Below are 24,858 nucleotides of genomic sequence, written 5' to 3'. Positions count from 1 at the left end.
TTACACCTTAGCCACGAGTGGGCGACCAAGCAGGCCCTGAGGACGGAAGATCAGAATCACCACCAGCAGGGAGAAGCTGAACACGTCTTTGTAGTCAGAGTTGATCAACCCCGAGAACAACGACTCGGAGATACCCAGGATGATCCCGCCCAACATCGCCCCAGGCAGGGAGCCGATGCCGCCGAGTACCGCTGCGGTAAATGCCTTGATGCCGATGATGAAGCCGGCGTAGAAGTCGAAGGTGCCGTAGTTGAGGGTGATCAGCACGCCGGCCAGGGCGGCCATGGCGGCACCGATGACGAACACGTAGGAGATCACACGGTCGGTGTTGATGCCCAGGATCGAGGCCATCTTGCGGTCTTGCTGGGTGGCGCGGCACATGCGGCCGAGCTTGGTGTATTTGATGATGTAGGTCAGCAGGCCCATGCCGAGAAACGCGGCCACCAGGATAAACACCTTGGTGTAGGTCAACTGCACGAAGCCCGTGCCGATATCAACGCGCCAGGCGCCGGCCAGCAGGGTTGGAATACCTTGTTGTTTCGCGCCCTGAGCGATCTGCGCATAGTTTTGCAGGATCAGGGAGATACCGATGGCGCTGATCAGCGGTGCCAGTCGGGTGGAGTTGCGCAGCGGTTTGTAGGCGACACGCTCGATGACCCAACCATAAACGCCGGTGACGACCACGGTGAAGATCAAGGTGCCGAGAATGAGCAGCGGGAAGGATTCGATGCCGAAGTAAGCCAGCAGTGCCAGACTGATCGCCGCGAGGTAAGCGGAAATCATATAAACCTCGCCGTGGGCGAAGTTGATCATGCCAATGATGCCATAGACCATTGTGTAGCCGATGGCGATCAGGCCGTAGACCGACCCGAGGGTCAGGCCGTTGACCAGTTGCTGCAGGAAAATACCATCCATAACGCAATCTCACGCGGTGAGCACCTGCACACGGGAGGGTGCGCGGTGCTTCTGGAGGAAAAGACAGATATCGATCACGACACAGTTCCCCTGTGGGAGCGGGCTTGCTCGCGAATGCGGTGTATCAGAAACACATTCAACGACTGACACTCCGCCTTCGCGAGCAAGCCCGCTCCCACATTGGTTCCGTGGTGCTTGTTCTTACTTCTGCTTTTCCAGCTGGTGGTATTTGCCGTCTTTATCCCACTGGTAAACCACGTAGTCGGAGACTTTCAGGTCGCCCTTGGCATCCCAGGTTTTTTCACCCATCACGGTTTTCACCGGGTGAGCTTTCAGCCATTTGGCCGCGTCCTCGCCTTTGTTGGACTTGGCGCCGTTGAAGCCGGCGGCCAGGGCTTGCAGCGAGGCATAGGCATACAGGGTGTAGCCTTCTGGCTCGTAGCCGGCTTTGCGGAACTCTTCCACTACGGCCTTGCTGTCTGGCAGCAGACGCGGGTCGGCGCCGAAGGTCATGTACACGCCGTCTACGTATTGCTTGCCGCCAGCGGTGGCAACCAGTTCGTCAGTCACTACGCCGTCATCGGACATGAACTTGACGTCCTTGAGGCCGGCTTCACGAATCTGGCGAACCAGTGGGCCGGCTTCAGGGTGCAGACCACCGAAATACACGACGTCAGCGCCCAGAGAGCGGATTTTGGTAACCAGGGCGCTGAAGTCTTTCTCGCCACGGGTCAGGCCTTCTTCCAGCACTGGCTTGACGCCGCGCTTGGTCAGTTGGGCAGCGGTGGCATCGGCCAGGCCTTTGCCGTAGGTGTCCTTGTCGTTGATGACCGCGACTTTCTTGCCCTTGAGCACGTCGACGATGTAATCGCCGGCGACGATGCCCTGCTGGTCGTCACGACCACACATGCGGAACATGGCGCCCAGGCCGCGTTCGGTCACTTGTGGGTTGGTAGAGCCTGGAGTGATCGCGATGATGCCCGCTTCGTCGTAGACCTCGGAGGCGGGAATGGTATTCGACGAGCAGAAGTGCCCGACCACGCCGATCACTTTGTCCTGATCCGCCAGACGGTTAGCCACGGCCACGGCCTGCTTGGGTTCACAAGCATCGTCACCGGCAACCAGCACGACTTTCTCACCGTTAATGCCGCCGGCCTTGTTGATCACTTCGGCTGCCGCCTGGGCACCCTTCATGTACTGCTCACCGAACGAGGCGTTGGCGCCGGTCATCGGCCCCGCAACGCCAATCTTCACATCAGCTTGAACAAACGCAGAAACACCCAACGCCGCTGCAACGGCGAGGGCCAGAAAACCTTTCTTGTAAAACGTCTGGGACATGAGTGGTGCTCCGAGGTTTTTGTTTATTGGCACTACGAATTCGCGTCAAACTTTCACAGGAAAGCCCAGAGCAAGGCGCGTGCCATTACTTTTTTATTCTTCAAAAAGACACGGTGTCATTGTTATTACAGGCGTTTCGACTCCCTTTGCCAGTACGTGCAACCGTCTAGCATCGAAAGGTGCAACCAATGGATCCAAAAAGTAAAACCCTGGCAGGTCGCACCTGCAACCGGATGCCTAAACGACAGTTCCTACAGCTGTAACAATGTGCGTAACGGAACTGCACATTTACAGTGCGTGATTGCTACGACTTGCACCAATACAGATTAGTAGCCTGCTAAGAAAATGCAGGCTTCTGACAGCTATTTCGCTGATCAGACCACGATCCGCAGGCATTGCCCGGCGTGATACAGCGAAAATCCGGCTTCATACAGGCAACTGCGCAGGCCCACCCCGGCCAGCGGTTGCATCGGCGCAAACGGAATCGGCAGCGCCTGTGGGTTGTGGTGACACAAGTAGTCGGCAAAGGCCTTGCCCACCACACTGCCGGTGGTCACGCCGCGCCCGTTATAACCGGTGACCGCGACCAGACCGGGTGCCGGCTCGAACAGGCGCATCAGGTGGTCCGGGGTAAAGGCGATGCAGCCGGTCCAGGTGCACTCCCACTGCACCGATTTGAGGTACGGGAAGTAATGCTGCTGCACCCGATCGGCCCACGCCTTGAGGAACCACGTCGGTTTCTGGTTGCCATTGCCCAGGCTGCCGAGTAACAAGCGGCCATCCGCGTCGCGGCGGATACTGCTTAACACCTGGCGTGTGTCCCACGAGCCCTGCCCGCCGGGAAGGATGTGTTGCGCGGCTTCGTCCGTCAGCGGGGCCGAGGCGACCTGGTAGTAGTAGCCGGGAAAGAAGTTGCGCCGCAGCTCGGTCCATTCGCCTTCGGTATAGGCGTTGGAGGCGATCACCACTTGCGCCGCCTGCACTGAACCCTGGGCTGTCTGCACCGACCAGACTGCACCTTGGCGTTCAAGCTGGGTGACCGGCGAATGATCGAACAGTTGCCCGCCAAGTCCCACAGCCGCATTCGCCAGGCCAGTGGTGTAGGCCATTGGGTTCAGGGTGCCGGCACGCCGGTCCAGCAGGGCGGCGGCGATCTTTTTGGTGCCGGTGGCCTGTTCGCACGCCTGGCCCGTCAGCAGCTCGACGGGGGCGCCACGGCGCTTCCACTGTTCTTCGCGACTGCGCAAGTCCGCCTCGCCACGGGTGTTGTGCGCCATGTGCAAAGTGCCCTCACGGCGCAGTTGGCAATCAATTTTGTATTTGTCGATCAGGCTGAACACCAGCGACGGCGCCGCGCCCAGCATGCGGTTGAGCTGGCTGCCCACCGCTTCGCCGAAACCCGCTTCGATCTCGTCCGGCGGGATCCACATACCGGCGTTGACCAGCCCGACGTTACGCCCCGAACCGCCATGGCCGGTGCGATGAGCCTCCAGCACGGCGACGCTTTTACCTTGCTCCAGCAAGTGAATCGCGGCGGACAAACCGGTAATCCCGGCGCCGATCACGCACACATCGACCTTGACCTCGCCCTTGAGCGCGGCGCGATCGGGCCGGCCCGGGGTGAGTTGTTCCCACAAACATGTTTCGCGCAGTGCCATTGCCAGACTCCGGGATGAGTTCACCACCGCTCGTTCCCACGCTCTGCGTGGGAACGTAGCCCTGGACGCTCCGCGTCCGCTTTTCGTGACGCGGAGCGTCACAGGATGCATTCCCACGCGGGAGCGTGGGAACGATCAGCCGAGTCAGTCGAAGGTAATGCCCTGCGCCAGCGGCAATTCCAACGAGTAGTTCACAGTATTGGTCTGGCGACGCATATACCCACGCCACGCATCCGAACCCGACTCACGCCCGCCGCCGGTCTCTTTCTCGCCACCAAACGCGCCACCGATCTCCGCGCCGCTCGGGCCGATATTGACGTTGGCGATGCCGCAGTCACTGCCCACCGCCGACATGAACTGCTCGGCTTCACGCACGTCGGTGGTGAAGATGCACGACGACAGGCCTTGCGGCACGGCGTTGTTCAGGCGCAACGCTTCGGTGAAGTCGCTGTAGCCGACCACATACAGAATCGGCGCGAAGGTTTCGGTGCACACCACGTCGCTTTGCTCGGGCATTTCCACGATCGCCGGCGACACGTAGTAGGCATTCGGGAACGTGTCTTCCAACTGGCGCTTGCCGCCAAACACCTTGCCGCCCTCGCTCAAGGCTTGCTCCAGGGCGTCATGCATATTTTCGAAGCCGTGCTTGTCGATCAGCGGGCCGATCAGGTTGCCTTCCAGCGGGTGGCCGATGCGCACTTTGGAATACGCGGCTTTGAGGCGGGTGACGATGTCTTCCTTGACCGACTCATGGGCGATCAAACGGCGCAAGGTGGTGCAACGCTGGCCGGCAGTGCCGACAGCGCTGAACAGGATGGCGCGCACGGCCATGTCCAGGTCGGCGCTTGGGCCGAGGATCATCGCGTTGTTGCCGCCCAGCTCGAGGATGCTGCGGGCGAAACGGGCGGCGACTTTCGGCGCCACTTCGCGGCCCATGCGGGTGCTGCCGGTGGCGCTGATCAGCGCAACGCGCGGGTCATCCACCAAGGCGGCACCGGCGTCACGGCCGCCGATGATCACTTGGCTGAGGTATTCGGGGGCGCCGTCGAACTTCTTCAGTACGCGCTCGAACAATGCCTGGCAGGCCAAGGCGGTCAGCGGGGTCTTTTCCGAGGGTTTCCAGATCACCGAGTTGCCGCACACCAGCGCCAGCGTGGTGTTCCACGCCCACACCGCGACCGGGAAGTTGAAGGCGCTGATCACGCCGACCACGCCCAGCGGGTGCCAGGTTTCACGCATGTGGTGGCCAGGGCGCTCGGAGGCGATGGTCAAGCCGTACAACTGACGGGACAGGCCCACGGCGAAGTCGCAGATGTCGATCATCTCCTGCACTTCGCCCAAGCCTTCCTGAGTGATCTTGCCGGCTTCCCACGACACCAGCTCGCCCAGGTCGGCTTTATATTCGCGCAACACATCGCCAAATTGGCGCACCAGCTCGCCGCGACGCGGTGCCGGCACCTTGCGCCAGGCCTCGAATGCATGCTCGGCGCGACTGACCTGCTGCTCCACCTGCGCGGCACCTTCCCAGTGCACATTGCCGATACAGCTGCCATCAATCGGCGAATGCACGGGCTGTTTGCCCGACTGGTACAGCGCCGGGTTCACCCCGAGACGATCAAGCAATGCGGCAACCATGGGTCACTCCTTCAAACTCAAACAGAAAATTCGCGCCGCCACAGACACGGCGATCCAGACCTTATTTGTAGCTGGCCCAAGACTTGCCAACAAACGACGATTAGGCGAGATATCATTCCGTTTACTCATGCAAAGAATAAAAAGAGGCGCGCCGTGCTGAACAAAAGACATTTGCCCTCGATCACCGCCCTGCAGTGTTTCGAAGCCGCCACCCGCCACCTGAGCTTCACCCGCGCGGCCGAGGAGCTGAACCTCACGCAAAGCGCGGTGAGCAAGCAGGTGGCGCAGCTGGAAGAATTGCTGCAACACCTGTTGTTTCGCCGGGTACGCCGCCGCTTGCAAATGACCCCGGCGGGGGATTTGTACCTGGTGGAAGTGCGAAAAATTCTCACACAAGTGGAGATGTCCACTCACTACCTGCGCTCCTATGGCGGCGAGACCGAAGTGCTGCGCGTGTCCACGCCCTACACCTTCGGCGCGCGCTGGCTGGTGCCGCGCCTGAAAGGTTGGCGCCTGCGCCACCCGCAGATCCACCTGGACCTGTGCAACGAGCAGGCGCCGGACGAGTTGCTGCAAGGCAAGGCCGACATGGCCTTCTACTTCGGCCAGGGTTCACGGCCGGGCACCGAGAGCCTGAAACTGTTCAGCGAAGAGCTTGTACCTGTGTGTGCGCCGGAGAGCCTGCCCGCGCAGCCGTTCACCGACCCCACGCAACTGAGCAACCTGGTGCTGCTGCAGAACGCTTCGCGACCGCAGGGCTGGCATGACTGGTTCGCCAGCCAGGGTTTCCAGACCGAACACAGCTACCACGGGCCGCGTTTTGATACCTTTTATATGTGCATTCGGGCGGCGCAGGTCGGCTGTGGCGTGGCCTTGTTGCCGCGCTTTCTGGTGGAAGAAGAGCTGGCCGAGGGCAAGCTGGTGATTCCCTGGCAGCATGCGATGCCCAGCCAGGATGCGTATTACCTGGCGTATCCGGAGCATTCGGCGGAGGTGCCCAAGGTGCGTGAGTTTGTGAAGTGGATGATGGAGCAGGTTATTTAGCGTCAGGGATATTGTCTTCGCGAGCAAGCCCGCTCCCACATTTGTCCGAGTTCCAACATGAGAATGCGGTCGAATGTGGGAGCGGGCTTGCTCGCGAAAGCGTCAGTGGCCGCAACAAAAATCCCAAAATGAAAAAACACTGGCAAAACCCCACAGGTCTATGCGCCACTAGCATCCTTCCTTAATTGTGCGTAAAGGTCGGCGCCCATCGCCGACCCGTCTGGAGATTCCCGTTATGAGCGAGAGTGTGTTTGCCGATCGCATCGTGCAGAACTTGCTCGACACCGACTTCTACAAGCTGACCATGATGCAGGCGGTGCTGCACAACTACCCGAACGTGGAAGTTGAATGGGAGTTTCGTTGCCGCAACAGTGAAGACCTGCGCCCGTACCTGGCGGAAATCCGCTACCAGATCGAACGCCTTGCGGAGCTGAGCCTGAGCCCCGACCAGCTTGGCTTCCTGGAACGCATCAGCTTTATGAAGCCGGACTTCCTGCGCTTTCTGGGGCTGTTTCGCTTCAACCTGCGCTACGTGCAAACCGGCATCGAAAACGGCGAGTTGTTTATCCGCCTGCGCGGGCCGTGGTTGCATGTGATCCTGTTCGAAGTGCCGATGCTGGCCATCGTCAGCGAAGTGCGTAACCGCTACCGCTACCAGACCGTCATCCTCGAACAGGCCCGCGAACAGCTGTACCGCAAGTTCGACTGGCTGTCCGCCAATGCCAGCAGCGAGGAACTGTCGGAGCTGCAAGTCGCCGATTTCGGCACCCGTCGGCGCTTCTCGTACCGCGTGCAGGAAGAAGTGGTCAGCGTGCTCAAGCACGATTTCCCCGGGCGTTTTGTCGGCACCAGCAACGTGCACCTGGCCCGCGAGTTCGACATGAAACCCCTGGGCACCATGGCTCACGAATGGATCATGGCCCACCAGCAACTCGGCCCGCGTCTGATCGACAGCCAGATCGCCGCCCTCGATTGCTGGGTACGCGAATACCGTGGCCTGCTGGGCATCGCCCTGACCGATTGCATCACCACCGACGCGTTCCTGGGCGATTTCGACCTGTACTTCGCCAAGCTCTTCGACGGCCTGCGCCACGACTCCGGTGACCCGATTCAATGGGCCGAAAAAGCCATCGCCCACTACCACAAGCTCGGTATCGAGCCGATGAGCAAGACCCTGGTGTTCTCCGACAGCCTGACGCTGCCCAAGGCCCTGGAGATTTTCCGCGCATTGCGCGGTCGCATTAATGTCAGCTTCGGTATCGGCACCAACCTGACCTGTGACATTCCGGGTGTTGAACCGATGAGCATCGTGCTTAAAATGACCGCCTGCAATGGCCAGCCCGTCGCGAAAATTTCCGATGAAGCGGGCAAGACCCACTGCACCGATCCGAATTTTGTCGCCTATTTGCGCCACGTTTTCAAAGTACCTGCCCTTTCCAGCAAGGAGTGAATCATGCAAGCCGTACAGCGTGAGATTGCGCAGCAGCTCAAGGTCCAAGCACCGTTCAACGACCAGGCCGCCCTTGAGGCCGAAGTGGCGCGCCGCGTAGGGTTTATCCAGGACTGCCTGCGCAATTCCGGGCTCAAGAGCTTGGTGCTGGGCATCAGCGGCGGTGTCGACTCCCTGACCGCCGGCCTGCTGGCCCAGCGTGCAATGAAAGAACTGCGCGCCAGCACAGGTGATGAGGCCTACCGTTTTATCGCGGTGCGCCTGCCCTACGAAACCCAGTTCGACGAACACGACGCCCAGGCTTCGGTGGACTTTATCGACCCGGACGAACGCCACACCGTGAACATCGGCCCGGCAGTGAAATCCCTGGCCAATGAAGTGGCGGCGTTCGAAGGCAAGGCGGCGGTGTCGCGTGATTTTGTGCTGGGCAACACCAAGGCACGCATGCGCATGGTGGCGCAGTACACCATCGCCGGCGCAGCCGGTGGCCTGGTGATCGGTACCGACCATGCAGCGGAAGCGGTGATGGGCTTTTTCACCAAGTTCGGTGACGGTGCCTGCGACCTGGCGCCGCTGAGCGGGTTGGTGAAGAACCAGGTGCGTGCGATTGCGCGGCACTTTGGTGCGCCGGAGTCGCTGGTCGAGAAGATCCCGACTGCCGACCTTGAAGACCTGTCGCCGGGCAAACCGGACGAAGCGTCACACGGCGTGACCTACGCCGAGATCGATGCGTTCCTGCACGGCGAGCCGGTGCGTGAGGAAGCGTTCAAGATTATCTGCGACACCTATCGCAAGACTGAGCACAAGCGCGTCATGCCCTTCGCGCCGTGAGGTAAGCCTGTTAGTCCAGCGGTGTTTGTTAGATCGCCTTCGCGAGCAAGCCCGCTCCCACACTTGACCGCATTCTCATATTGGAATGCGGTCAAGTGTGGGAGCGGGCTTGCCTGCGATGAACGATAACGCGGCGTTACTTGACCACCACAGTGCCTTTCATCATCGAGATGTGGCCCGGGAACGAGCAGAAGAACGCGTAATCCGTACCCGCCGCCAGTTTCGACACATCGAAGGTCACCGAATCTTTCTCGCCAGCACCGATGATCCTGGTATGGGCGATGATGCGGGTGTCGCCGTCTTTGAGGTAGTTCTTGTCGATACCGGCAGCCATGCCGTCGCTGGCAACGCCAGGCATGTCGGCGGCGGAACTCAGCACCCAGTTATGGCCCATGACGTTTTTCGGCAAGCTGCCGGAGTGCTCAAGGTTCACGGTGAACTTCTTGCAGCTCTTGTCGATCGTGATTTCTTTGGTGTTGAAGGACATCTGGTCGGTGGAATCAACAGTGACCGCGCACTCTGCAGCAAGCAACTGGCCGCTCGCCAGTGTCAGCAGGGAAACAGCAACGATTTTGGCAAACATGTGAATCTCCAAGGCAGGGTTTAAAAAACGCGTATTGCGACTAGGGTGCCTCAAGCAGGCTGAAATTCTTATGATCTGAATCAACAGATTGTATACAACTTTAGGCTATCAGACTGATCAACACAATCTACCAGCCAAACAACAGCCACCCGCTTATGATCGCTCCATCACCCACCGGAGCGTCTGCCATGCACTTCAATCAGTTCTTCAACGGCCTGTTGGCCGCGTATGCCTGCGGTAAGTGAAGGCCAATCGCGCTGCTAAGCTGCTACCATAGCGACCCAAGGCAGCTGCGCGCCGCCCACCCTCACCTTCGACCCTAGAGGATCGCCCATGGCCAAACCTAATTACTCCTTCGCCAAACGTCAGAGAGACTTGGCCAAGGAGCAGAAGAAAGAGGAAAAGCTGCAACGCAAGAAAGCCGCTGCAGATGAAGAAGCAGGCGCACTGAACCCGGATGCTGAAGGTGAAGTGGCTGCTGATGACACCGAGACACCGAAAGACCCGGCGGAATAAATTTTGTTGGGGTGAGCAGGCCCTCCCTGCTCACCACAACCCACTGTTACTCCAGCGGCATCACCGTCACCCGCACCTCCGGGTCATGGTTCCCTCCTCCCAGAATCACCCCACGTAACGGCGACACATCAGAGAAATCACGGCCCCAGGCCAGGGTGATGTGCTCCAGTGCCGGCTGCACGTTATTCGTCGGATCAAAATCCACCCAGCCCGCCACCGGGCAAAACACCGAGACCCACGCGTGGGATGCATCGGCGCCGATCAGCCGTGGCTGGCCGGGCGGTGGCTGGGTCAGCAGGTAGCCGCTGATGTAACGCGCGGCCAGGCCGCGAGAGCGCAGGCACGCGAGCATCAGGTGGGCGAAGTCCTGGCACACACCGCGTCGGCGCTCCAGCACTTCCACCAAGGGCGTGGCGACCTGGGTGGCTTCGGCATCGAAGGTGAATTCGCTGAAGATTTTCTGCATCAGGGCCTGCACGCCCAGCAACAAGGGCACGCCTGGCGGGAAGCAGCTTTCGGAGAACTCGACGAAGGTGTTCTTCAGGTGCACGTAGGGCGACTCGAAGCGATAACGGCAGGCTTCAAGCATCTCAGACGACAGCACCTGGCTGCTGTAGGTCAGGCTGTCGCGGGTCTGGTCCCAGGCCGGCGACTGCTGAAAGTCCAGGGTTGGCCGCGCCAGCACTTCCACGGTCAGCCCGGCATTGACCAGCAATTCATCATGGGGCCGTTCGAACGCCAGCCGCGTGATCGGGTTGCCGAATACGTCCAGCTCATCGCGGCGCGACGACGGCTGCGGGCTGATATCCAATTGCTGGGAACTGCAACGCTGCCACGCGCACGGCCGCGGCCACAGGTGCGCCAACTGCTGGGCCAGGGACACCGGGCTGTCGTAGTGGTAATGGGTATCGTGGAAAATCTGGTAGCGCGCACTCATCACACCGACACCGTTTGCTGGCTGACATCATCCACATGGGCAAAGTGGCGCAACGCCAGGCGGTCCGACACTTGCCCGCTCTCATCGGCGACCGCTTGCAGCAGGTCCGCCAGGCCGTCCAACGCGGCGCGCACACTGGATTCGCCGAACAACGGGTTCTCCAGGCAGCCCAGGTCGAAACGTGACAGGCGTTCCACCAACGGCGCCAGGCCGGTTTCCCGTGGCACCCCAAAGTCATCATTGAGACGCCGCAAGGTGCGGCTGACCAGCTTCAACTGGAACAGCACCGCATGCGGGTTCTGTTCATCGAGCAACAACAAGTCGAGCACCGGGATCAACTGCGGCACTGCCAGGTAGCGCGAGCGATAGGTGATGCTGCTGTTGCCCAGCTCCAGCAGCCATTCCAGCCCGGCCTGATCAAATACCGCCACGCCACGCAGGAACGCGGCGAGGCTGCTGCTCAGAAACTGCAGGCGCTCGATACGCCGGCCCATCATCAAAAAGCGCCAGCCTTCGTCTCGGGTCATGTCGTCCAGGGCGAAACCGGACAAGGCTGCCAGGGACATCACCAGACGGTTGAGGAAGTCCAGCAACTCGCCAAAATCCGGGGTCTCGCTTTCCAGTTCCAGGGCTTCACGCTGCAACTCCACCAGGGCCTGCCAGTTCTCGCGGGACAACTTGCCGCGCACCTGGGACGCCGCCCACTGCAAGCGTTGCAGGTTGGCGCGCAGGCTCGACGGCCAGTCATCGCCAAGCAAAGCGGCAAGCAGGCGCTCGGGCAACTCGCCCTCCTCCGGCAACAAGCGCAAGGTCTCGCCCAGCTCGACAGCGGCCTGCAAGGCTTGCGGGTCGTCGCCATCGACATAGCGCGCCAGCACAATACGCAGCCAGCGCGCGCTGTCATCACAGCGTTCGCAGTAACGGCCAAACCAGAACAGGTTTTCCACCACGCGCGACGGCAGATAAGGGTCGCGCCGCACCAGGTCATGTACGCCAATCGCCCGTTGCGCACGCCAAAGCTCGCCACCGACAGCGCGGTCGCCCAGTACCCACGTGTCTTTGCTCGCGCCACCGCGCTGCATCGACACCACTTCGGCATCCGCCTCGGCCGCCACACGGGTCAAGCCGCCGGGCAGTACACGGTAGCCGTCAGCGCTGGCCACCGCGTACACACGCATGCCGATGGCGCGGTGCTGCAGATGGTCGTCCACCGTGTGCCAAACCGGCGCCTGGGACAATTGCGCCAGCTCCTGGGCCACATAGGCGTAAGGCCGCGCACGCATGCGCTCGGCCAGGGCCAAGCGTTGTTCGTCGTTCAAGTCGCGGCCGAATACCGGCGCGAAACTTTGCGACGGGAACGCCGGCTTGATCAGCAATTCCGGCAGCTTGTCCAAGGCTTCGGCCAGTACCGGCGCCTCGCCGCACCACCAGGTGGCGATGGACGGCAGGATCAGCGCTTCACCAAACAAAAACTCGTTGATCTTCGGCAGAAAGCCGAGCAAACCGGGCGACTCCAGCACGCCGCTGCCCAAGGCATTGGCCACCAGCACATTACCCTGGCGCACCGCGTCCAGCAGGCCGGGCACGCCCAGGGCCGAATCGGTGCGCAGCTCCAGCGGGTCGCAAAAATCGTCGTCCAGGCGCCGCATGATCGCGTGCACCCGGCGCAGGCCGCTGAGGGTCTTGAGGAACACCGTGCTGTCGCGCACCGTGAGGTCGCCGCCCTCGACCAGCGGGTAGCCGAGCTGGCGTGCGAGGTAGAGGTGTTCGAAATAGCTTTCGTTGAAACGCCCCGGCGTGAGCAGCACGATCAGCGGCGGCTGGTCATCACCGGGTGCCTGACGGGCCAGGGTTTCCTGGAGCGTGCGGAAGAAACCGGTGAGGTGTTGAACCTGCAGATCACGGTACAGATCCGGGAACGCACGGGACACGATGGTGCGGTTTTCCAGCGCGTAACCTGCGCCCGAGGGCGCCTGGGTACGGTCGGCGGTGACCCACCAACGGCCATCCGGGGTGCGCGCCAGGTCCACGGCGTACAGGTGCAGAAACGCGCCGTCCGGCGGCAGAATGCCCTGGCACGGCCACAGGAAGTTGTTGTGCCCAAACACCAGTTCGGCCGGCAACAGGCCTTCTTTGATCAGGCGCTGCGGGCCGTACAGGTCGGCCAGCACGGCATTGAGCAAGCGCGCACGCTGGGCGATACCGGCCGACAGGTGCTGCCACTCATCGGCGGCCAGCACATGGGGCAGTAAATCCAGCTCCCAGGGGCGATCAGCGCCCTTGGGGTCGGCGTAGACGTTGTAGGTCACGCCGTTTTCCTGGATCTGGCGCGTCAGCAACGCCTGGCGCTGGGCCAGTTGCACGGGCGTACTGCGTTGCAGGTGATCGAGCAGGCGCTGCCAATGGGCACGCACCGCGCCACTGTCGTCGAGCAGTTCGTGATAGGGGCCCGCGGTAAGCGGGTAACGGTCGAGCAAGTCGGACATGGAACGCTCGGCAGAGGCAAGGGGGCTCAGATTAACTCAAATTCAACGCGATCTTGTGTGGGAGCTGGCTTGCCTGCGATAGCGGTTTTCCTGCCACCTGATTGGCTGGCTGGTACACCGCTATCGCAGGCAAGCCAGCTCCCACATTTTAGATCTCATTTAGTCATTTTTATTGGGAAAACGCCGCAAATCCAGGGTCATCGGCAGTTCATCGTTAATCACCAAAGGCGGCACCGGCAGCTTGCCAGGGCTATGCCCCAAGCGGAAAAACCGCGCCATGCGCCGGCTCTCCGCCTCATTGGCATTCACCGGCAAGCTGTCGTAATTGCGCCCACCCGGATGCGCGACGTGGTACTGGCAGCCGCCCAGCGAGCGTTGCATCCAGGTGTCGAGCACATCGAACACCAACGGTGCGTGCACCGCGATGGTCGGTTGCAAACAGTTGGCCGGTTGCCAGGCGCGATAACGCACACCGGCGACAAACTCGCCGATACACCCGGTCGGCTGCAACGGCACCGGGATGCCGTTGCAGGTCAGCAGATAACGTTGCGGCGCCAGGCCGCTTAACTTCACCTGCAAGCGCTCCAGGGACGAGTCCACGTAACGCACCGTGCCACCGACGGCGCCCTCTTCGCCCAGCACGTGCCAAGGCTCCAGGGCCTGACGCAGCTCCAGTTCGATGCCGCTGACGGCGTAGTCGCCGACCTTGGGGAAACGGAACTCCAGGTGCGCGGCAAACCATTCGGCCCGCAGCGGGTAACCGGCGGCGTTGAGCTCGACGATCACATCGGCAAAATCCTGCTCGATAAAGTGCGGCAGCAGGAAGCGGTCGTGCAGCTCAGTGCCCCAGCGCGCCAGTTTTGCTGGCGCATAGGGCTCACGCCAGAAGCGCGCGACCAAAGCGCGCAACAATAATTGCTGGGTGAGGCTCATGCGCGCATGGGGCGGCATTTCAAACGCACGCAGTTCCAACAGGCCCAGGCGGCCGGTGGCGCCATCGGGCGAATAGAGTTTGTCGATGCAGAATTCGGCGCGGTGGGTGTTGCCGGTCACGTCGATCAGCAGGTTGCGCAACAGCCGGTCGACCAGCCACGGCGGGCATTCCTCGCCTGGCTCGGGCATTTGCGCGAAGGCGATTTCCAGCTCATACAGCGCATCGTTACGCGCTTCATCCACCCGTGGCGCCTGGGAAGTTGGGCCAATAAACAGCCCGGAAAACAGGTACGACAAGGACGGATGGTTATGCCAGTAGCTGATCAGGCTGCGCAGCAAATCCGGGCGGCGCAGGAACGGCGAGTCTTTCGGCGTCGCGCCGCCCAACACAAAGTGGTTACCACCGCCGGTGCCGGTGTGGCGCCCGTCGATCATGAACTTTTCGGTGGTCAGGCGGGTTTGCCGCGCCTCTTCATAGAGGAACTCGGTGCGCTCCACCAGCTCATCCCAGGTGGCGGACGGCTGCACGTTGACCTCGATCACACCGGGGTCCGGCGTGACCCGGAAGTTGCTCAAGCGCGTATCGAATGGCGGTTCGTAACCTTCCAGCAATACCGGGCAATGCAGTTCTTCGGCGGTGGCCTCAATGGCGGCCACCAACTCCAGGTAATCCTCGACGCGTTCCAGCGGCGGCATAAACAGGTACAAACGCCCTTCCCGCGCTTCGGCACACAAGGCGGTGCGGGTCAGCCAGTCGGCGGACTCGTCGACCTTGGGCACGCGCTCATCGCTCGGCGCAGGCGTGGCGTGGCTTTGCAGTTGGGCGGTGGTCGGCAGCTCCGGCTGATCCTGATTCGGGTCGGTGGGATGCACGAACGGATACTCCGCCGCCGTCACCCATGGCTGCGAGGCCAACGGCAGGCGGTAACCCAGCGGCGAATCACCCGGCACCAGACGGCAGTGGTTGTCACGCAGGTACCAGCGCCCGCTCTGCCAGCGGTCATTGGCTGGCGTGCGCGCCAGCGGCAGCACTTGGCCGATGACTTTATCCAGGCCCTGGCTGAACACTTTGCGCAGGCGCTCGCGCTCCAGGTCATCACTCAGGCGCGGGTCCTGGGCGGTGACGTTTTGCGGCAGCGCACCTTCGCGCCACAGGTAGTAGAAGTTGTCTTCGAAAGCCGGGAACACAAAGCGTGCCGGCAGTTTCAGGCGTTCGGCGACACTGGCGAGGAAACGCCCGGCCATCGCGCCATCGGCGCCGTAGTCCTGTTGCTCATCGGCGATCAACGCACTGTTATGCCAGATCGGCACGCCATCGCGGCGCCAGTAGCAATTGAGCGACCAGCGCGGCAGTTGCTCGCCGGGGTACCACTTGCCCTGACCGAAATGCACCAGGCCTTTGGGCGCGTAGTGTGCGCGCATGCGCTGGAACAGCTCGGCGGACAGGCGGCGTTTGTCCGGCCCAAGGGCCGCCGTGTTCCACTCGGCACCGTCGGGATCGTCGATGGACACGAAGGTCGGTTCGCCGCCCATGGTCAGGCGTACATCATCCTTGAGCAAGTCGGCGTCGATCTGCCGGCCCAACGCCTGGATCGCCAGCCATTGCTCTTCGGTGTAGGGCTTGGTGACACGCGGCGCTTCCCAAATGCGCTCTACCGACATCTCGTGGGTAAATTCGCACTCGCAGGGTTCCACCAGCCCGCTGATAGGCGCAGCGGACGAAGGATCAGGGCTACAGGCCAATGGGATATGCCCTTCACCGGCGAACAGCCCGGAGGTAGCGTCCAGGCCGATCCAGCCCGCGCCGGGCAAATACACCTCGCACCAGGCGTGCAGGTCGGTGAAATCGACTTCGGTGCCGGACGGGCCATCAAGGGCTTTGACGTCGGCGGTGAGCTGGATCAAGTAGCCCGACACAAACCGCGCCGCCAGCCCCAGGTTGCGCAGCAATTGCACCAGCAGCCAGGCGGAATCACGGCAGGAGCCGGATGCGGCGCCCAAGGTGAATTCCGGCGTTTGTACGCCCGGTTCCATACGGATCAAATAGCCGATGTCCGCCGCCAGGCGCTGATTGAGCCCGACCAGAAAATCCACAGCCGGCAGCGGCGTGCGGTCGATACCCGCCAGGTAGGCGGCGAACTTTGGCGTCAGCGGCAAGGTTTCCAGGTACGGCGCCAACTCGCGCTGCTCATCGGCGGCGTAGCTGAAGGGGATTTTTTCGGCGTAGGGCTCGAGGAAAAAATCGAAAGGGTTGAATACCGCCATCTCGGCGACGAGGTCGACCTCAATGCGCAACTCATCGGTCTTTTCCGGGAACACCAGACGCGCCAGGTAATTGCCCTGCGGGTCCTGCTGCCAATTGATGAAGTGCTGCTCAGGCAGCACTTTGAGCGCGTAAGACAAGATCCGCGTGCGGCTATGGGCAGCCGGGCGCAAGCGCACGATCTGTGGGCCGAGTTCGACAGCGCGGTCGTAGCGGTAATGCGTAACGTGGTGCAACGCGACATGAATCGACACGGCGGCCTCCTGCGAGCCAGGGCATGAGCACAAAGCGCGCAAGACTTATGCCAGAGCGGCCGTCATTGCGCTTTATCGTAAGACCCGGTGCAGTACAGCACCAAAACGGCGCCAACGGGGGTGCCGTGGTGCAAGGCTTGCACATATTTGTGGCGTGCGTGTGAGGCCGGGTGGTGAATCTACCCAGTCAGCGCGTTTTGTGACGGGCGATCATGACTTCGCGCAGGTGGCGGACTTCGAGCAGCTTTTGGCGCATTGCGCGGTGACGCTGGCTGTTGAGCAGCAACAAACCCAGGAGCGGAAAGAGCACAGCCGAGCCGTAGACCAGTTTGGGAATGGGGTACTGAAACATCGGCAGCACGAACAGCAGGCAGCAACCCAGATAACCCGCCACCAGGCCGGTTGCCCAAGGGCGCCCGCGCGCGATCATTACATTGCCAAAGACCAGTACCGCCACCAGCAGCAAAATCGCCAGGCCGGAGTAGTCGGATTTAAGCGACGGATCGACACCACGCAAATACGTCACGCCGGCGAGGGACACGGCAGACGCGCCGGAAAAGATCGCCATGAAGATCGTGCCCATGAACACCGGGAAATAGCGGGCGAGGAAACTGCCCATGTCGGGGAAGCCTTTCATTCGGTGAGGTCCTCATACAAGCCGATGGCAAGGGTGGTGGCGGTGCCCACACTGCCGGTGCGGTAGCTGCCGACGATGCCGAGAATACCGCCCAGCGCGTCTTTCATTTGAGTCAGGGTGGCATGCCGGATTTCCGTGGAGCTGAAGCTCTTGGTCAGCTTGCCTGCACGCTGCTGCAACTTGAGCAGCTTGGGCGTCAGGCTCGGGTCGCGCAGGCTTAGCAGCTCCTTGGTCAGCTTCTTGCGTTCCTGGCGGTTCAGGCCCTTGAGCAATTCATACCAACTTTTGCCCAGGGCCGCGGCCTTATTGGCCTTGAGCAGTTTCACCGTGGTCAGCGCGCCGGTGCCGATCCCCACCAGGGAGGCCGTATCGAGGATGGTTGAAACAGCGCCGTACCATTCGGCGTCATCCATCCGGTCGTTGGCTTCGGGGTCCAGGACCTCATTGTAGGTACGTGCCACGCCGAACCCGCATTGCGCACTGCTGGCCAGCGCCGCCGTCACGCCAATGCCCACCACGAACGCGCTGGCGCCCGCCGTAAATGGCACGGCGACGCTGCCGCTGAACACCACAAGCCAACCGATAATCGCGGCGGTGCACGACAAGCCCATATCAAACGCCTCTTTCCTGAGGCGGCCTTCACGGGGATCCGTCTTCACCTGTTCCACAAATTGCGCGGGGGAAATGTACTTCTGCGCCTCGCGCAAAATGATGCGCTTGGGCCTGATGCTGCAGAGGGGCTTGAATTCGCGCAGGGTGATCACATTGAAGTCGGCGTCGATGTACACCACACCGGCGCCGACAATGCCGGGGTCGGTATCGATGGCGGCGAACAACCGTGGCAGGTTGATCTGGCTTTCGATGCGCTGGCGCGCCATGAATTGGGAGCGGTTGGAGTCCATGCCGATGGAGAGCAGGGGGTTGCTCATGGGTGTTCTTCCTTGAAATAAATGGTGCCTGAACTGACGCCTTCGCGAGCAAGCCCGCTCCCACATTCGACCGCATTCTCATGTTGGAAATCGGACAAATGTGGGAGCGGGCTTGCTCGCGAAGGCGATTCAATGGGCGTCACCTTAACAAACAGGCACGTCAGCGAATAGAAAGCAAAACGCCAGCACGAGGCTGGCGTTTTGCATATTCAGGTTGCGATCAACGCGGTACGACCGGCTTGCGCGCAGGCTTGCCGCCCTTGCCCTTCGCCGCATCACTGCGCTCTTTAGCCGCCTGCTTGTTACGCGCCTGGGCTGCCGCCTTGGCTTGCTCACGCTTGTCCCACGGGTTGCTGCCATCACTGCCGCGCGGTGGCAAACCGGTGTGCTGGGTGAGGATCCTGGTGGTGGTTTCCTTCGCAACCTTGTGGCTGCCGGCCGGCGTCGAGTTTTTGCGACGGGCGCTCTGGTAGCTGTCGGTGGACGGCTGGTGCAGCGGAATCAACTGGTCTTTACCCGGCCCGATCAGGTCGGCGCGGCCCATGCGCGTGAGTGCTTCACGCAGCATCGGCCAGCCTTTCGGGTCGTGGTAGCGCAGGAAGGCCTTGTGCAGACGGCGCTGTTCCTCGCTCTTGACGATGGTCACCGCGTCGCTCTTGTAGGTGACCTTGCGCAGCGGGTTCTTGCCCGAGTGGTACATGGCAGTGGCAGTGGCCATCGGCGACGGGTAGAACGCCTGCACCTGGTCGGCGCGAAAGCCATTGCCCTTGAGCCACAGGGCCAGGTTCATCATGTCTTCATCGGTGGTGCCGGGGTGGGCGGCGATGAAGTACGGGATCAGGTACTGCTCCTTGCCCGCTTCCTTGGTGTACTTCTCGAACATGCGCTTGAACTTGTCATAGCTGCCAATGCCCGGTTTCATCATCTGGTTGAGCGGACCTTCCTCGGTGTGTTCCGGGGCGATCTTGAGGTAACCGCCGACGTGGTGGGTCACCAACTCCTTGACGTACTCCGGCGACTCGACCGCGAGGTCGTAGCGCAGGCCGGAAGCAATCAGAATCTTCTTCACACCCGGCAACGCACGGGCGCTGCGATACAGCTGGATCAACGAGGAGTGGTCGGTGTTCAGGTTCGGGCAGATGCCCGGGAACACGCACGACGGCTTGCGGCACGCGGATTCGATTTCCGGGCTCTTGCAGGCAATGCGGTACATGTTCGCGGTCGGGCCACCGAGGTCGGAAATCACGCCGGTAAAGCCTGGCACTTTGTCGCGGATCTCTTCGATCTCGCGAATGATCGACTCTTCGGAACGGTTCTGGATGATGCGGCCTTCGTGCTCGGTGATCGAGCAGAAGGTGCAGCCACCGAAGCAGCCACGCATGATGTTCACCGAAAAACGGATCATGTCGTAGGCCGGGATTTTTTCCTTGCCGTACACCGGGTGCGGGACGCGGGCGTACGGCATGCCGAACACGTAGTCCATTTCTTCGGTGGTCATCGGGATGGGCGGCGGGTTGAACCACACGTCCACTTCGCCGTGCTTCTGCACCAAGGCGCGGGCGTTACCTGGGTTGGTTTCCAGGTGCAGCACGCGGTTGGCGTGGGCGTACAGGACCGAGTCGCCACGGACTTTTTCCATGGACGGCAGACGAATGACCGTCTTGTCACGGGTCATGCGCGGGCTGGCAAGAATTTGTACGACCTTGGCTTCTTCCGGGTCTTCAACCGGGCCTTTTTCCTGCTCAATGGCGCAGGCCTGGGTGTCCTGGGTATTCACATACGGGTTGATGATCTTGTCGATCTTGCCCGGGCGGTCGATACGCGTAGAGTCCACCTCGTACCAGCCTTCAGGCGTGTCACGGCGAATGAACGCGGTGCCGCGCACGTCGGTGATGTCTTCGATCTTGTGGCCCCACGACAGGCGCTGGGCAACTTCGACGATGGCCCGCTCGGCGTTGCCGTACAGCAGGATGTCAGCGCAGGCATCGATCAGGATCGAGTTGCGCACACGGTCCTGCCAGTAGTCGTAGTGGGCGATGCGACGCAGCGAGGCCTCGATACCACCGAGCACGATCGGCACGTTCTTGTAGGCTTCCTTGCAGCGCTGGCTGTACACCAGGCTAGCGCGGTCCGGGCGTTTCCCGGCCATGCCGCCTGGGGTGTAGGCGTCGTCGGAACGGATTTTCTTGTCGGCGGTGTAGCGGTTGATCATGGAGTCCATGTTGCCGGCCGCGACGCCGAAGAACAGGTTCGGCTCGCCGAGCTTCATGAAGTCGTCTTTGGACTGCCAGTTCGGCTGCGCAATGATCCCGACGCGAAAGCCCTGGGACTCCAGCAGCCGGCCGATAATTGCCATGCCGAACGACGGATGGTCAACGTAGGCATCACCGGTGACGATGATGATGTCGCAGGAATCCCAGCCAAGCTGATCCATCTCCTCCCTGCTCATCGGCAGGAATGGCGCAGGACCGAAACATTCGGCCCAGTACTTGGGATAGTCAAATAACGGCTTGGCTGTTTGCATGACGGTGACCGGTGTTGAGATGAAAAATCGCGGGCGCGGAATATAGCACAAATTTTGACCAATTCCGACGGTAGTAGTCGGAATTGTGGTGATGCAATCGCAGGCAAGCCAGCTCCCACACTTGAACGGTGAGTATCTTCAAATGTGGGAGCTGGCTTGCCTGCGATGAGGCCCTTACAGGCGCTGAAACTTACTCGTCGTCGTCGAAGTTATAGCTGCCCGGCGCCAGGTTTTCGAAGCGCGTGTATTTGCCGATAAACGCCAGGCGGATAAAGCCGATCGGCCCGTTCCGCTGCTTGCCGATGATGATCTCGGCAATGCCCTTGTGCTCCGTTTCGGGGTGATATACCTCGTCGCGGTACACGAACATGATCACGTCGGCATCCTGCTCGATCGCTCCGGATTCCCGCAAGTCGGAGTTTACCGGGCGCTTGTTCGGCCGTTGCTCCAGGGAGCGGTTGAGCTGGGACAGCGCCACCACCGGGCAGTTGAATTCCTTGGCCAGGGCTTTGAGCGACCGGGAGATTTCGGAAATCTCGTTGGTCCGGTTGTCGCCGCTGGAGCCTGGGATCTGCATCAGTTGCAGGTAGTCGATCATGATCAGGGCGATGTCGCCGTGTTCACGCACCAGCCGGCGGGTACGCGCGCGCATTTCAGACGGGCTGATACCGGCGGTGTCATCAATAAACAGCTTGCGGTCGTTGAGCAGGTTGACCGCCGACGTCAGGCGCGGCCAATCGTCGTCTTCCAGGCGGCCGGCGCGCACCTTGGTCTGGTCGATACGGCCGAGCGACGACAGCATACGCATGATCAGCGATTCACCTGGCATCTCCAGCGAGTAGACCAATACGGCTTTGTCGCTGCGCAACACGGCGTTTTCCACCAGGTTCATCGCGAAGGTGGTTTTACCCATGGATGGACGGCCGGCCACGATGATCAAGTCGGACGGCTGCAGGCCGCTGGTCTTCTCGTCGAGGTCGGTGTAGCCGGTGGAAATACCGGTGATGGCGTTATCGGTGTTGAACAAGGTGTCGATACGGTCGATGGCCTTGGTCAACAGGTCGTTGACGCTGACCGGGCCGCCGGTTTTCGGGCGGGCCTCGGCGATCTGGAAGATCTGGCGCTCGGCTTCATCAAGGATCTCGGCGGCGGTGCGGCCTTCGGGGTTGAAGGCGCTGTCGGCGATTTCGGTGCTGATACCGATCAATTGGCGCAGCGTGGCGCGCTCGCGAACGATTTGCGCATAGGCCTTGATGTTGGCGACGGATGGCGTGTTTTTCGCCAGCTCACCCAGGTAGCCCAGGCCGCCGACCTGGGAGGTCTGGCCTTCCTTGTCCAGTTGTTCGGCCAGGGTCACCACGTCGATCGGCGAGTTCTGGTCGGCCAGCTTGGCAATGGCGCGGAAGATCAGGCGGTGGTCATGGCGATAGAAATCACCGTCCGAGACTTGATCCAGCACACGTTCCCAGGCGTTGTTGTCCAGCATCAAGCCACCAAGCACGGCCTGTTCGGCCTCGATGGAATGCGGCGGCACCTTCAGGGCAGCGGTTTGCAGATCGTATTGCTCAGGAGCTGAAATATCGTTCATGGCCACTTGGAATTAGGGGTGTGTAGAAAAACAAAAGGCACGACCTGTAAACAGGATCGTGCCCGATGTTAACCGCCTGGCACGCGAGGTGCCAGTCAGTTAGGTGCTGCTTAAGCTGCTACCACTACAACGCGTACGGTGGCTTCAACTTCGGCGTGCAGGTGCACGGCTACGTCGAATTCGCCTACGTTGCGGATGGTGCCGTTCGGCAGACGAACTTCGCTCTTCTGCACTTCAACGCCGGAGGCGGTCAGTGCATCAGCGATGTCGTGGGTGCCGATCGAACCGAACAGCTTGCCTTCGTCACCGGCGGTGGCAGTGATAGTCACTTCCAGCTCAGCCAGTTGGGCAGCGCGAGTTTCGGCCGAAGCTTTTTTGTCTGCTGCGGCTTTTTCCAGCTCAGCACGACGCTCTTCAAACGCAGCCAGGTTGGCAGCGGTTGCAGCGGTGGCTTTGCCGTATGGCAGCAGGTAGTTACGACCGTAACCGGCCTTAACGTTCACTTTGTCGCCCAGGTTGCCCAGGTTGGCGACTTTTTCCAGAAGGATCAGTTGCATGTGAAAATCCTCTAACTTTTAACCTTCACCGTTCGCGTTATCGGCGTCTTTCGACGCCAGACGACCGCGAAAATCAATCAGGCCGTCGACAATGGCAAAAACCACGAGTAACGGATAGATCAGCTGCATAAACAGCAACATCGTGACGTACAACCCCACCAGCCAGAACTTGGCCAGGCGCTTTCGCGCTACCAGCCCATGCATCAGGGCCAGCCCGGCAAACACCAGCGGTACGCTGCAAATCGGCGCCAGCAAGGCCATCTGTGGGCCGAAGTTCGGCCCGACAACCATGCACGCCAGCAGCAACATCGCCGGCCCCGCTGGGATTCTGATACTGCGAAACTCGCGACCAAAACCACCCGGGTTGTACAACAACGCTTGCCAATAACGCCCAACAATCAGGCTCAGCACGCTGACGACCTGCAACAAAGCCGCAATCAGGCCGGTCAGGACCGGGGCAATCAGTGACGCAAACCGCGCTCGCTCATCTACCGACAATTGCTGGTAGAGATCCCCGAGGGCCATCGGCAGGATCTTGACGATCTCTTGCGACAGCACTTCGATTTGCGGGCGGAAAGCCGCGCCAAGCATCACTGAGTACACCAACCCCAATGCCACGCTGACCAGCAGCGTGCGGACCCAGGACTCACTTGCGCGTAAAACCAACGCAAGGCTCGATGACCCCAGCAGTACCAGAAGTACCCGTGGATCACCGAATTGAAGCCACCAGATCAAGGCCGGCAACAATCCCAGGGCAAGAACGCCAAGGGCGTCCTTCAAACCGCGCCGCAGGAGCACAAGGCAACCTGCAGCAGCACCCAACCAATAAAGCAGCGGCAATGCCGCACATCCGGCCACTACCAGAGTGGCCTGCACGCGACCGCGCATGATGAACTCAGCTAAGGCGCGCATGCATTCAATCCCTTACTACTTGTCGACTGCCCGGTCTCAGCGGCCGTGGCTGTCGGTGTAGGCCAGCAGGGCCAGGAAGCGGGCGCGCTTGATAGCGGTGGCCAGCTGACGCTGATAACGTGCTTTGGTACCGGTGATACGGCTTGGAACGATTTTGCCGGTCTCGGATACGTAGGCTTTCAGAGTGTTGAGATCTTTGTAATCGATCTCTTTCACGTCTTCAGCGGTGAAGCGGCAGAATTTACGACGACGGAAGAAACGTGCCATTTGATAGGCTCCTTAAAAGGTCCGTGGATTACTCGTCAGCGTTATCGCTGTTGTCGCTGTCATCACTATCAGCGCTTTCGGCGCCTTCGTGCTCAGGACGGTCGCGACGCTCACGGCGCTCACTGCGGTTTTCTTCAGCCTTGAGCATCTCGGATTGGCCGGTAACGGCTTCTTCGCGACGGATGACCAGGTTACGGATCACTGCATCGTTGTAGCGGAAGTTGTCTTCCAGCTCGGCCAGGGCCTTGCCGGTGCACTCAACGTTCAGCATCACATAGTGAGCCTTGTGAACATTGTTGATTGCGTAGGCCAGTTGACGACGGCCCCAATCTTCCAGACGGTGGATTTTGCCGCCGTCTTCTTCGATCAGCTTGGTGTAACGCTCAACCATGCCGCCGACTTGCTCGCTTTGATCCGGGTGGACCAAAAAGATGATTTCGTAATGACGCATGAATGCTCCTTACGGGTTGTAGCCTGCCGCTCAAAAACGGTCAGACAAGGAGTGAATGACACTTATGGATCTTGCCGCAGGGAGGCACATAGGTGCCTGCCAGGAAGGCAAGGGGCGCAATTGTAGAGAAGGGGGAGTAACGGCGCAAGG

Annotated in this window: 20 protein-coding genes; 4 read left to right on the top strand and 16 right to left on the bottom strand. The window is 61.0% G+C overall.

Annotated elements, in window-relative coordinates; all coding sequences use genetic code 11:
- The 4 genes from BLV67_RS11800 to amaB form a co-directional block, all read right to left on the bottom strand.
- Positions 1-915: an ABC transporter permease subunit gene (locus BLV67_RS11800; protein WP_017136076.1), complete on the bottom strand. Its 915-nt coding sequence runs from the start codon at positions 913-915 to the stop codon at positions 1-3.
- Between the two features lie 201 nt (positions 916-1,116).
- A complete protein-coding gene (locus tag BLV67_RS11795; RefSeq protein WP_065930657.1) occupies positions 1,117-2,253 on the bottom strand; it encodes a branched-chain amino acid ABC transporter substrate-binding protein in 1,137 nt (378 codons plus the stop codon).
- A gap of 374 nt (positions 2,254-2,627) precedes the next feature.
- Entirely contained in the window at positions 2,628-3,911 is a 1,284-nt protein-coding gene (gene amaA / locus BLV67_RS11790) for an L-pipecolate oxidase (protein ID WP_069786859.1), read from the bottom strand.
- 144 nt (positions 3,912-4,055) lie between these two features.
- Entirely contained in the window at positions 4,056-5,546 is a 1,491-nt protein-coding gene (gene amaB, locus BLV67_RS11785) for an L-piperidine-6-carboxylate dehydrogenase (protein WP_069786858.1), read from the bottom strand.
- Between the two features lie 153 nt (positions 5,547-5,699).
- Here amaB and BLV67_RS11780 point away from each other — a divergent pair, with 153 nt between their 5' ends.
- From BLV67_RS11780 to nadE, 3 genes are all read left to right on the top strand, one after another.
- Positions 5,700-6,590 (top strand): LysR family transcriptional regulator, encoded by an 891-nt coding sequence (locus BLV67_RS11780; RefSeq protein ID WP_069786857.1) that lies wholly within the window; start codon positions 5,700-5,702, stop codon positions 6,588-6,590.
- Between the two features lie 235 nt (positions 6,591-6,825).
- On the top strand, positions 6,826-8,040 hold the full coding sequence (pncB, locus tag BLV67_RS11775; protein ID WP_017138441.1) for a nicotinate phosphoribosyltransferase: 1,215 nt from the start codon (positions 6,826-6,828) through the stop codon (positions 8,038-8,040).
- Positions 8,041-8,043: 3 nt separating this feature from the next.
- Positions 8,044-8,871: an ammonia-dependent NAD(+) synthetase gene (gene nadE / locus BLV67_RS11770; protein WP_065930662.1), complete on the top strand. Its 828-nt coding sequence runs from the start codon at positions 8,044-8,046 to the stop codon at positions 8,869-8,871.
- A 136-nt stretch (positions 8,872-9,007) separates the two neighbouring features.
- Here nadE and azu read toward each other — a convergent pair whose 3' ends face one another.
- Positions 9,008-9,454 (bottom strand): azurin, encoded by a 447-nt coding sequence (azu, locus tag BLV67_RS11765; RefSeq protein WP_069786856.1) that lies wholly within the window; start codon positions 9,452-9,454, stop codon positions 9,008-9,010.
- 333 nt (positions 9,455-9,787) lie between these two features.
- Here azu and BLV67_RS11760 point away from each other — a divergent pair, with 333 nt between their 5' ends.
- A complete protein-coding gene (locus BLV67_RS11760; protein WP_017138444.1) occupies positions 9,788-9,970 on the top strand; it encodes a hypothetical protein in 183 nt (60 codons plus the stop codon).
- A gap of 46 nt (positions 9,971-10,016) precedes the next feature.
- On the opposite strand, the gene BLV67_RS11755 is transcribed toward BLV67_RS11760, so the two are convergent.
- The 11 genes from BLV67_RS11755 to rpsF all read right to left on the bottom strand — a co-directional run bounded on the left by BLV67_RS11755 (position 10,017) and on the right by rpsF (position 24,708).
- The gene (locus BLV67_RS11755; RefSeq protein WP_065930663.1) at positions 10,017-10,907 is read right to left on the bottom strand and encodes a transglutaminase family protein; all 891 of its coding nucleotides are present in this window, start codon (positions 10,905-10,907) and stop codon (positions 10,017-10,019) included.
- Positions 10,907-13,393: a circularly permuted type 2 ATP-grasp protein gene (locus BLV67_RS11750; protein ID WP_069786855.1), complete on the bottom strand. Its 2,487-nt coding sequence runs from the start codon at positions 13,391-13,393 to the stop codon at positions 10,907-10,909. Before BLV67_RS11750 ends, BLV67_RS11755 begins: the two co-directional genes overlap by 1 nt.
- 159 nt (positions 13,394-13,552) lie before the next feature.
- Positions 13,553-16,843, bottom strand: coding sequence for a transglutaminase family protein (locus BLV67_RS11745; RefSeq protein WP_069786854.1), 3,291 nt, complete (start codon positions 16,841-16,843; stop codon positions 13,553-13,555).
- Between the two features lie 187 nt (positions 16,844-17,030).
- The gene (locus tag BLV67_RS11740; RefSeq protein WP_069786853.1) at positions 17,031-17,480 is read right to left on the bottom strand and encodes a hypothetical protein; all 450 of its coding nucleotides are present in this window, start codon (positions 17,478-17,480) and stop codon (positions 17,031-17,033) included.
- Complete coding sequence (gene ssp4, locus BLV67_RS11735) at positions 17,477-18,409, bottom strand: Ssp4 family T6SS effector (protein WP_069786852.1); 933 nt, start codon at positions 18,407-18,409, stop codon at positions 17,477-17,479. Before ssp4 ends, BLV67_RS11740 begins: the two co-directional genes overlap by 4 nt.
- A 220-nt stretch (positions 18,410-18,629) precedes the next feature.
- Positions 18,630-20,933 carry a YgiQ family radical SAM protein gene (locus BLV67_RS11730; RefSeq protein WP_017138450.1) on the bottom strand — a complete coding sequence of 768 codons (2,304 nt, stop codon included), beginning with the start codon at positions 20,931-20,933 and terminating at the stop codon, positions 18,630-18,632.
- A gap of 190 nt (positions 20,934-21,123) precedes the next feature.
- Positions 21,124-22,521 (bottom strand): replicative DNA helicase, encoded by a 1,398-nt coding sequence (gene dnaB / locus BLV67_RS11725; protein WP_017138451.1) that lies wholly within the window; start codon positions 22,519-22,521, stop codon positions 21,124-21,126.
- A gap of 110 nt (positions 22,522-22,631) precedes the next feature.
- On the bottom strand, positions 22,632-23,078 hold the full coding sequence (rplI, locus tag BLV67_RS11720) for a 50S ribosomal protein L9 (protein WP_003171376.1): 447 nt from the start codon (positions 23,076-23,078) through the stop codon (positions 22,632-22,634).
- 18 nt (positions 23,079-23,096) lie between these two features.
- Positions 23,097-23,990 (bottom strand): hypothetical protein, encoded by an 894-nt coding sequence (locus tag BLV67_RS11715; RefSeq protein ID WP_069786851.1) that lies wholly within the window; start codon positions 23,988-23,990, stop codon positions 23,097-23,099.
- A 36-nt stretch (positions 23,991-24,026) separates the two neighbouring features.
- A complete protein-coding gene (gene rpsR / locus BLV67_RS11710) occupies positions 24,027-24,257 on the bottom strand; it encodes a 30S ribosomal protein S18 (RefSeq protein ID WP_002551829.1) in 231 nt (76 codons plus the stop codon).
- Positions 24,258-24,285: 28 nt separating this feature from the next.
- On the bottom strand, positions 24,286-24,708 hold the full coding sequence (gene rpsF, locus BLV67_RS11705) for a 30S ribosomal protein S6 (RefSeq protein ID WP_003217491.1): 423 nt from the start codon (positions 24,706-24,708) through the stop codon (positions 24,286-24,288).
- Between the last annotated feature and the right edge of the window lie 150 nt (positions 24,709-24,858).

Source organism: Pseudomonas salomonii, from assembly GCF_900107155.1.
In the GTDB taxonomy this organism is placed as follows: domain Bacteria; phylum Pseudomonadota; class Gammaproteobacteria; order Pseudomonadales; family Pseudomonadaceae; genus Aquipseudomonas; species Aquipseudomonas salomonii.
Note: the sequence above shows the minus strand (reverse complement) of the source record. Positions and strands in the feature narration are given on the sequence as shown.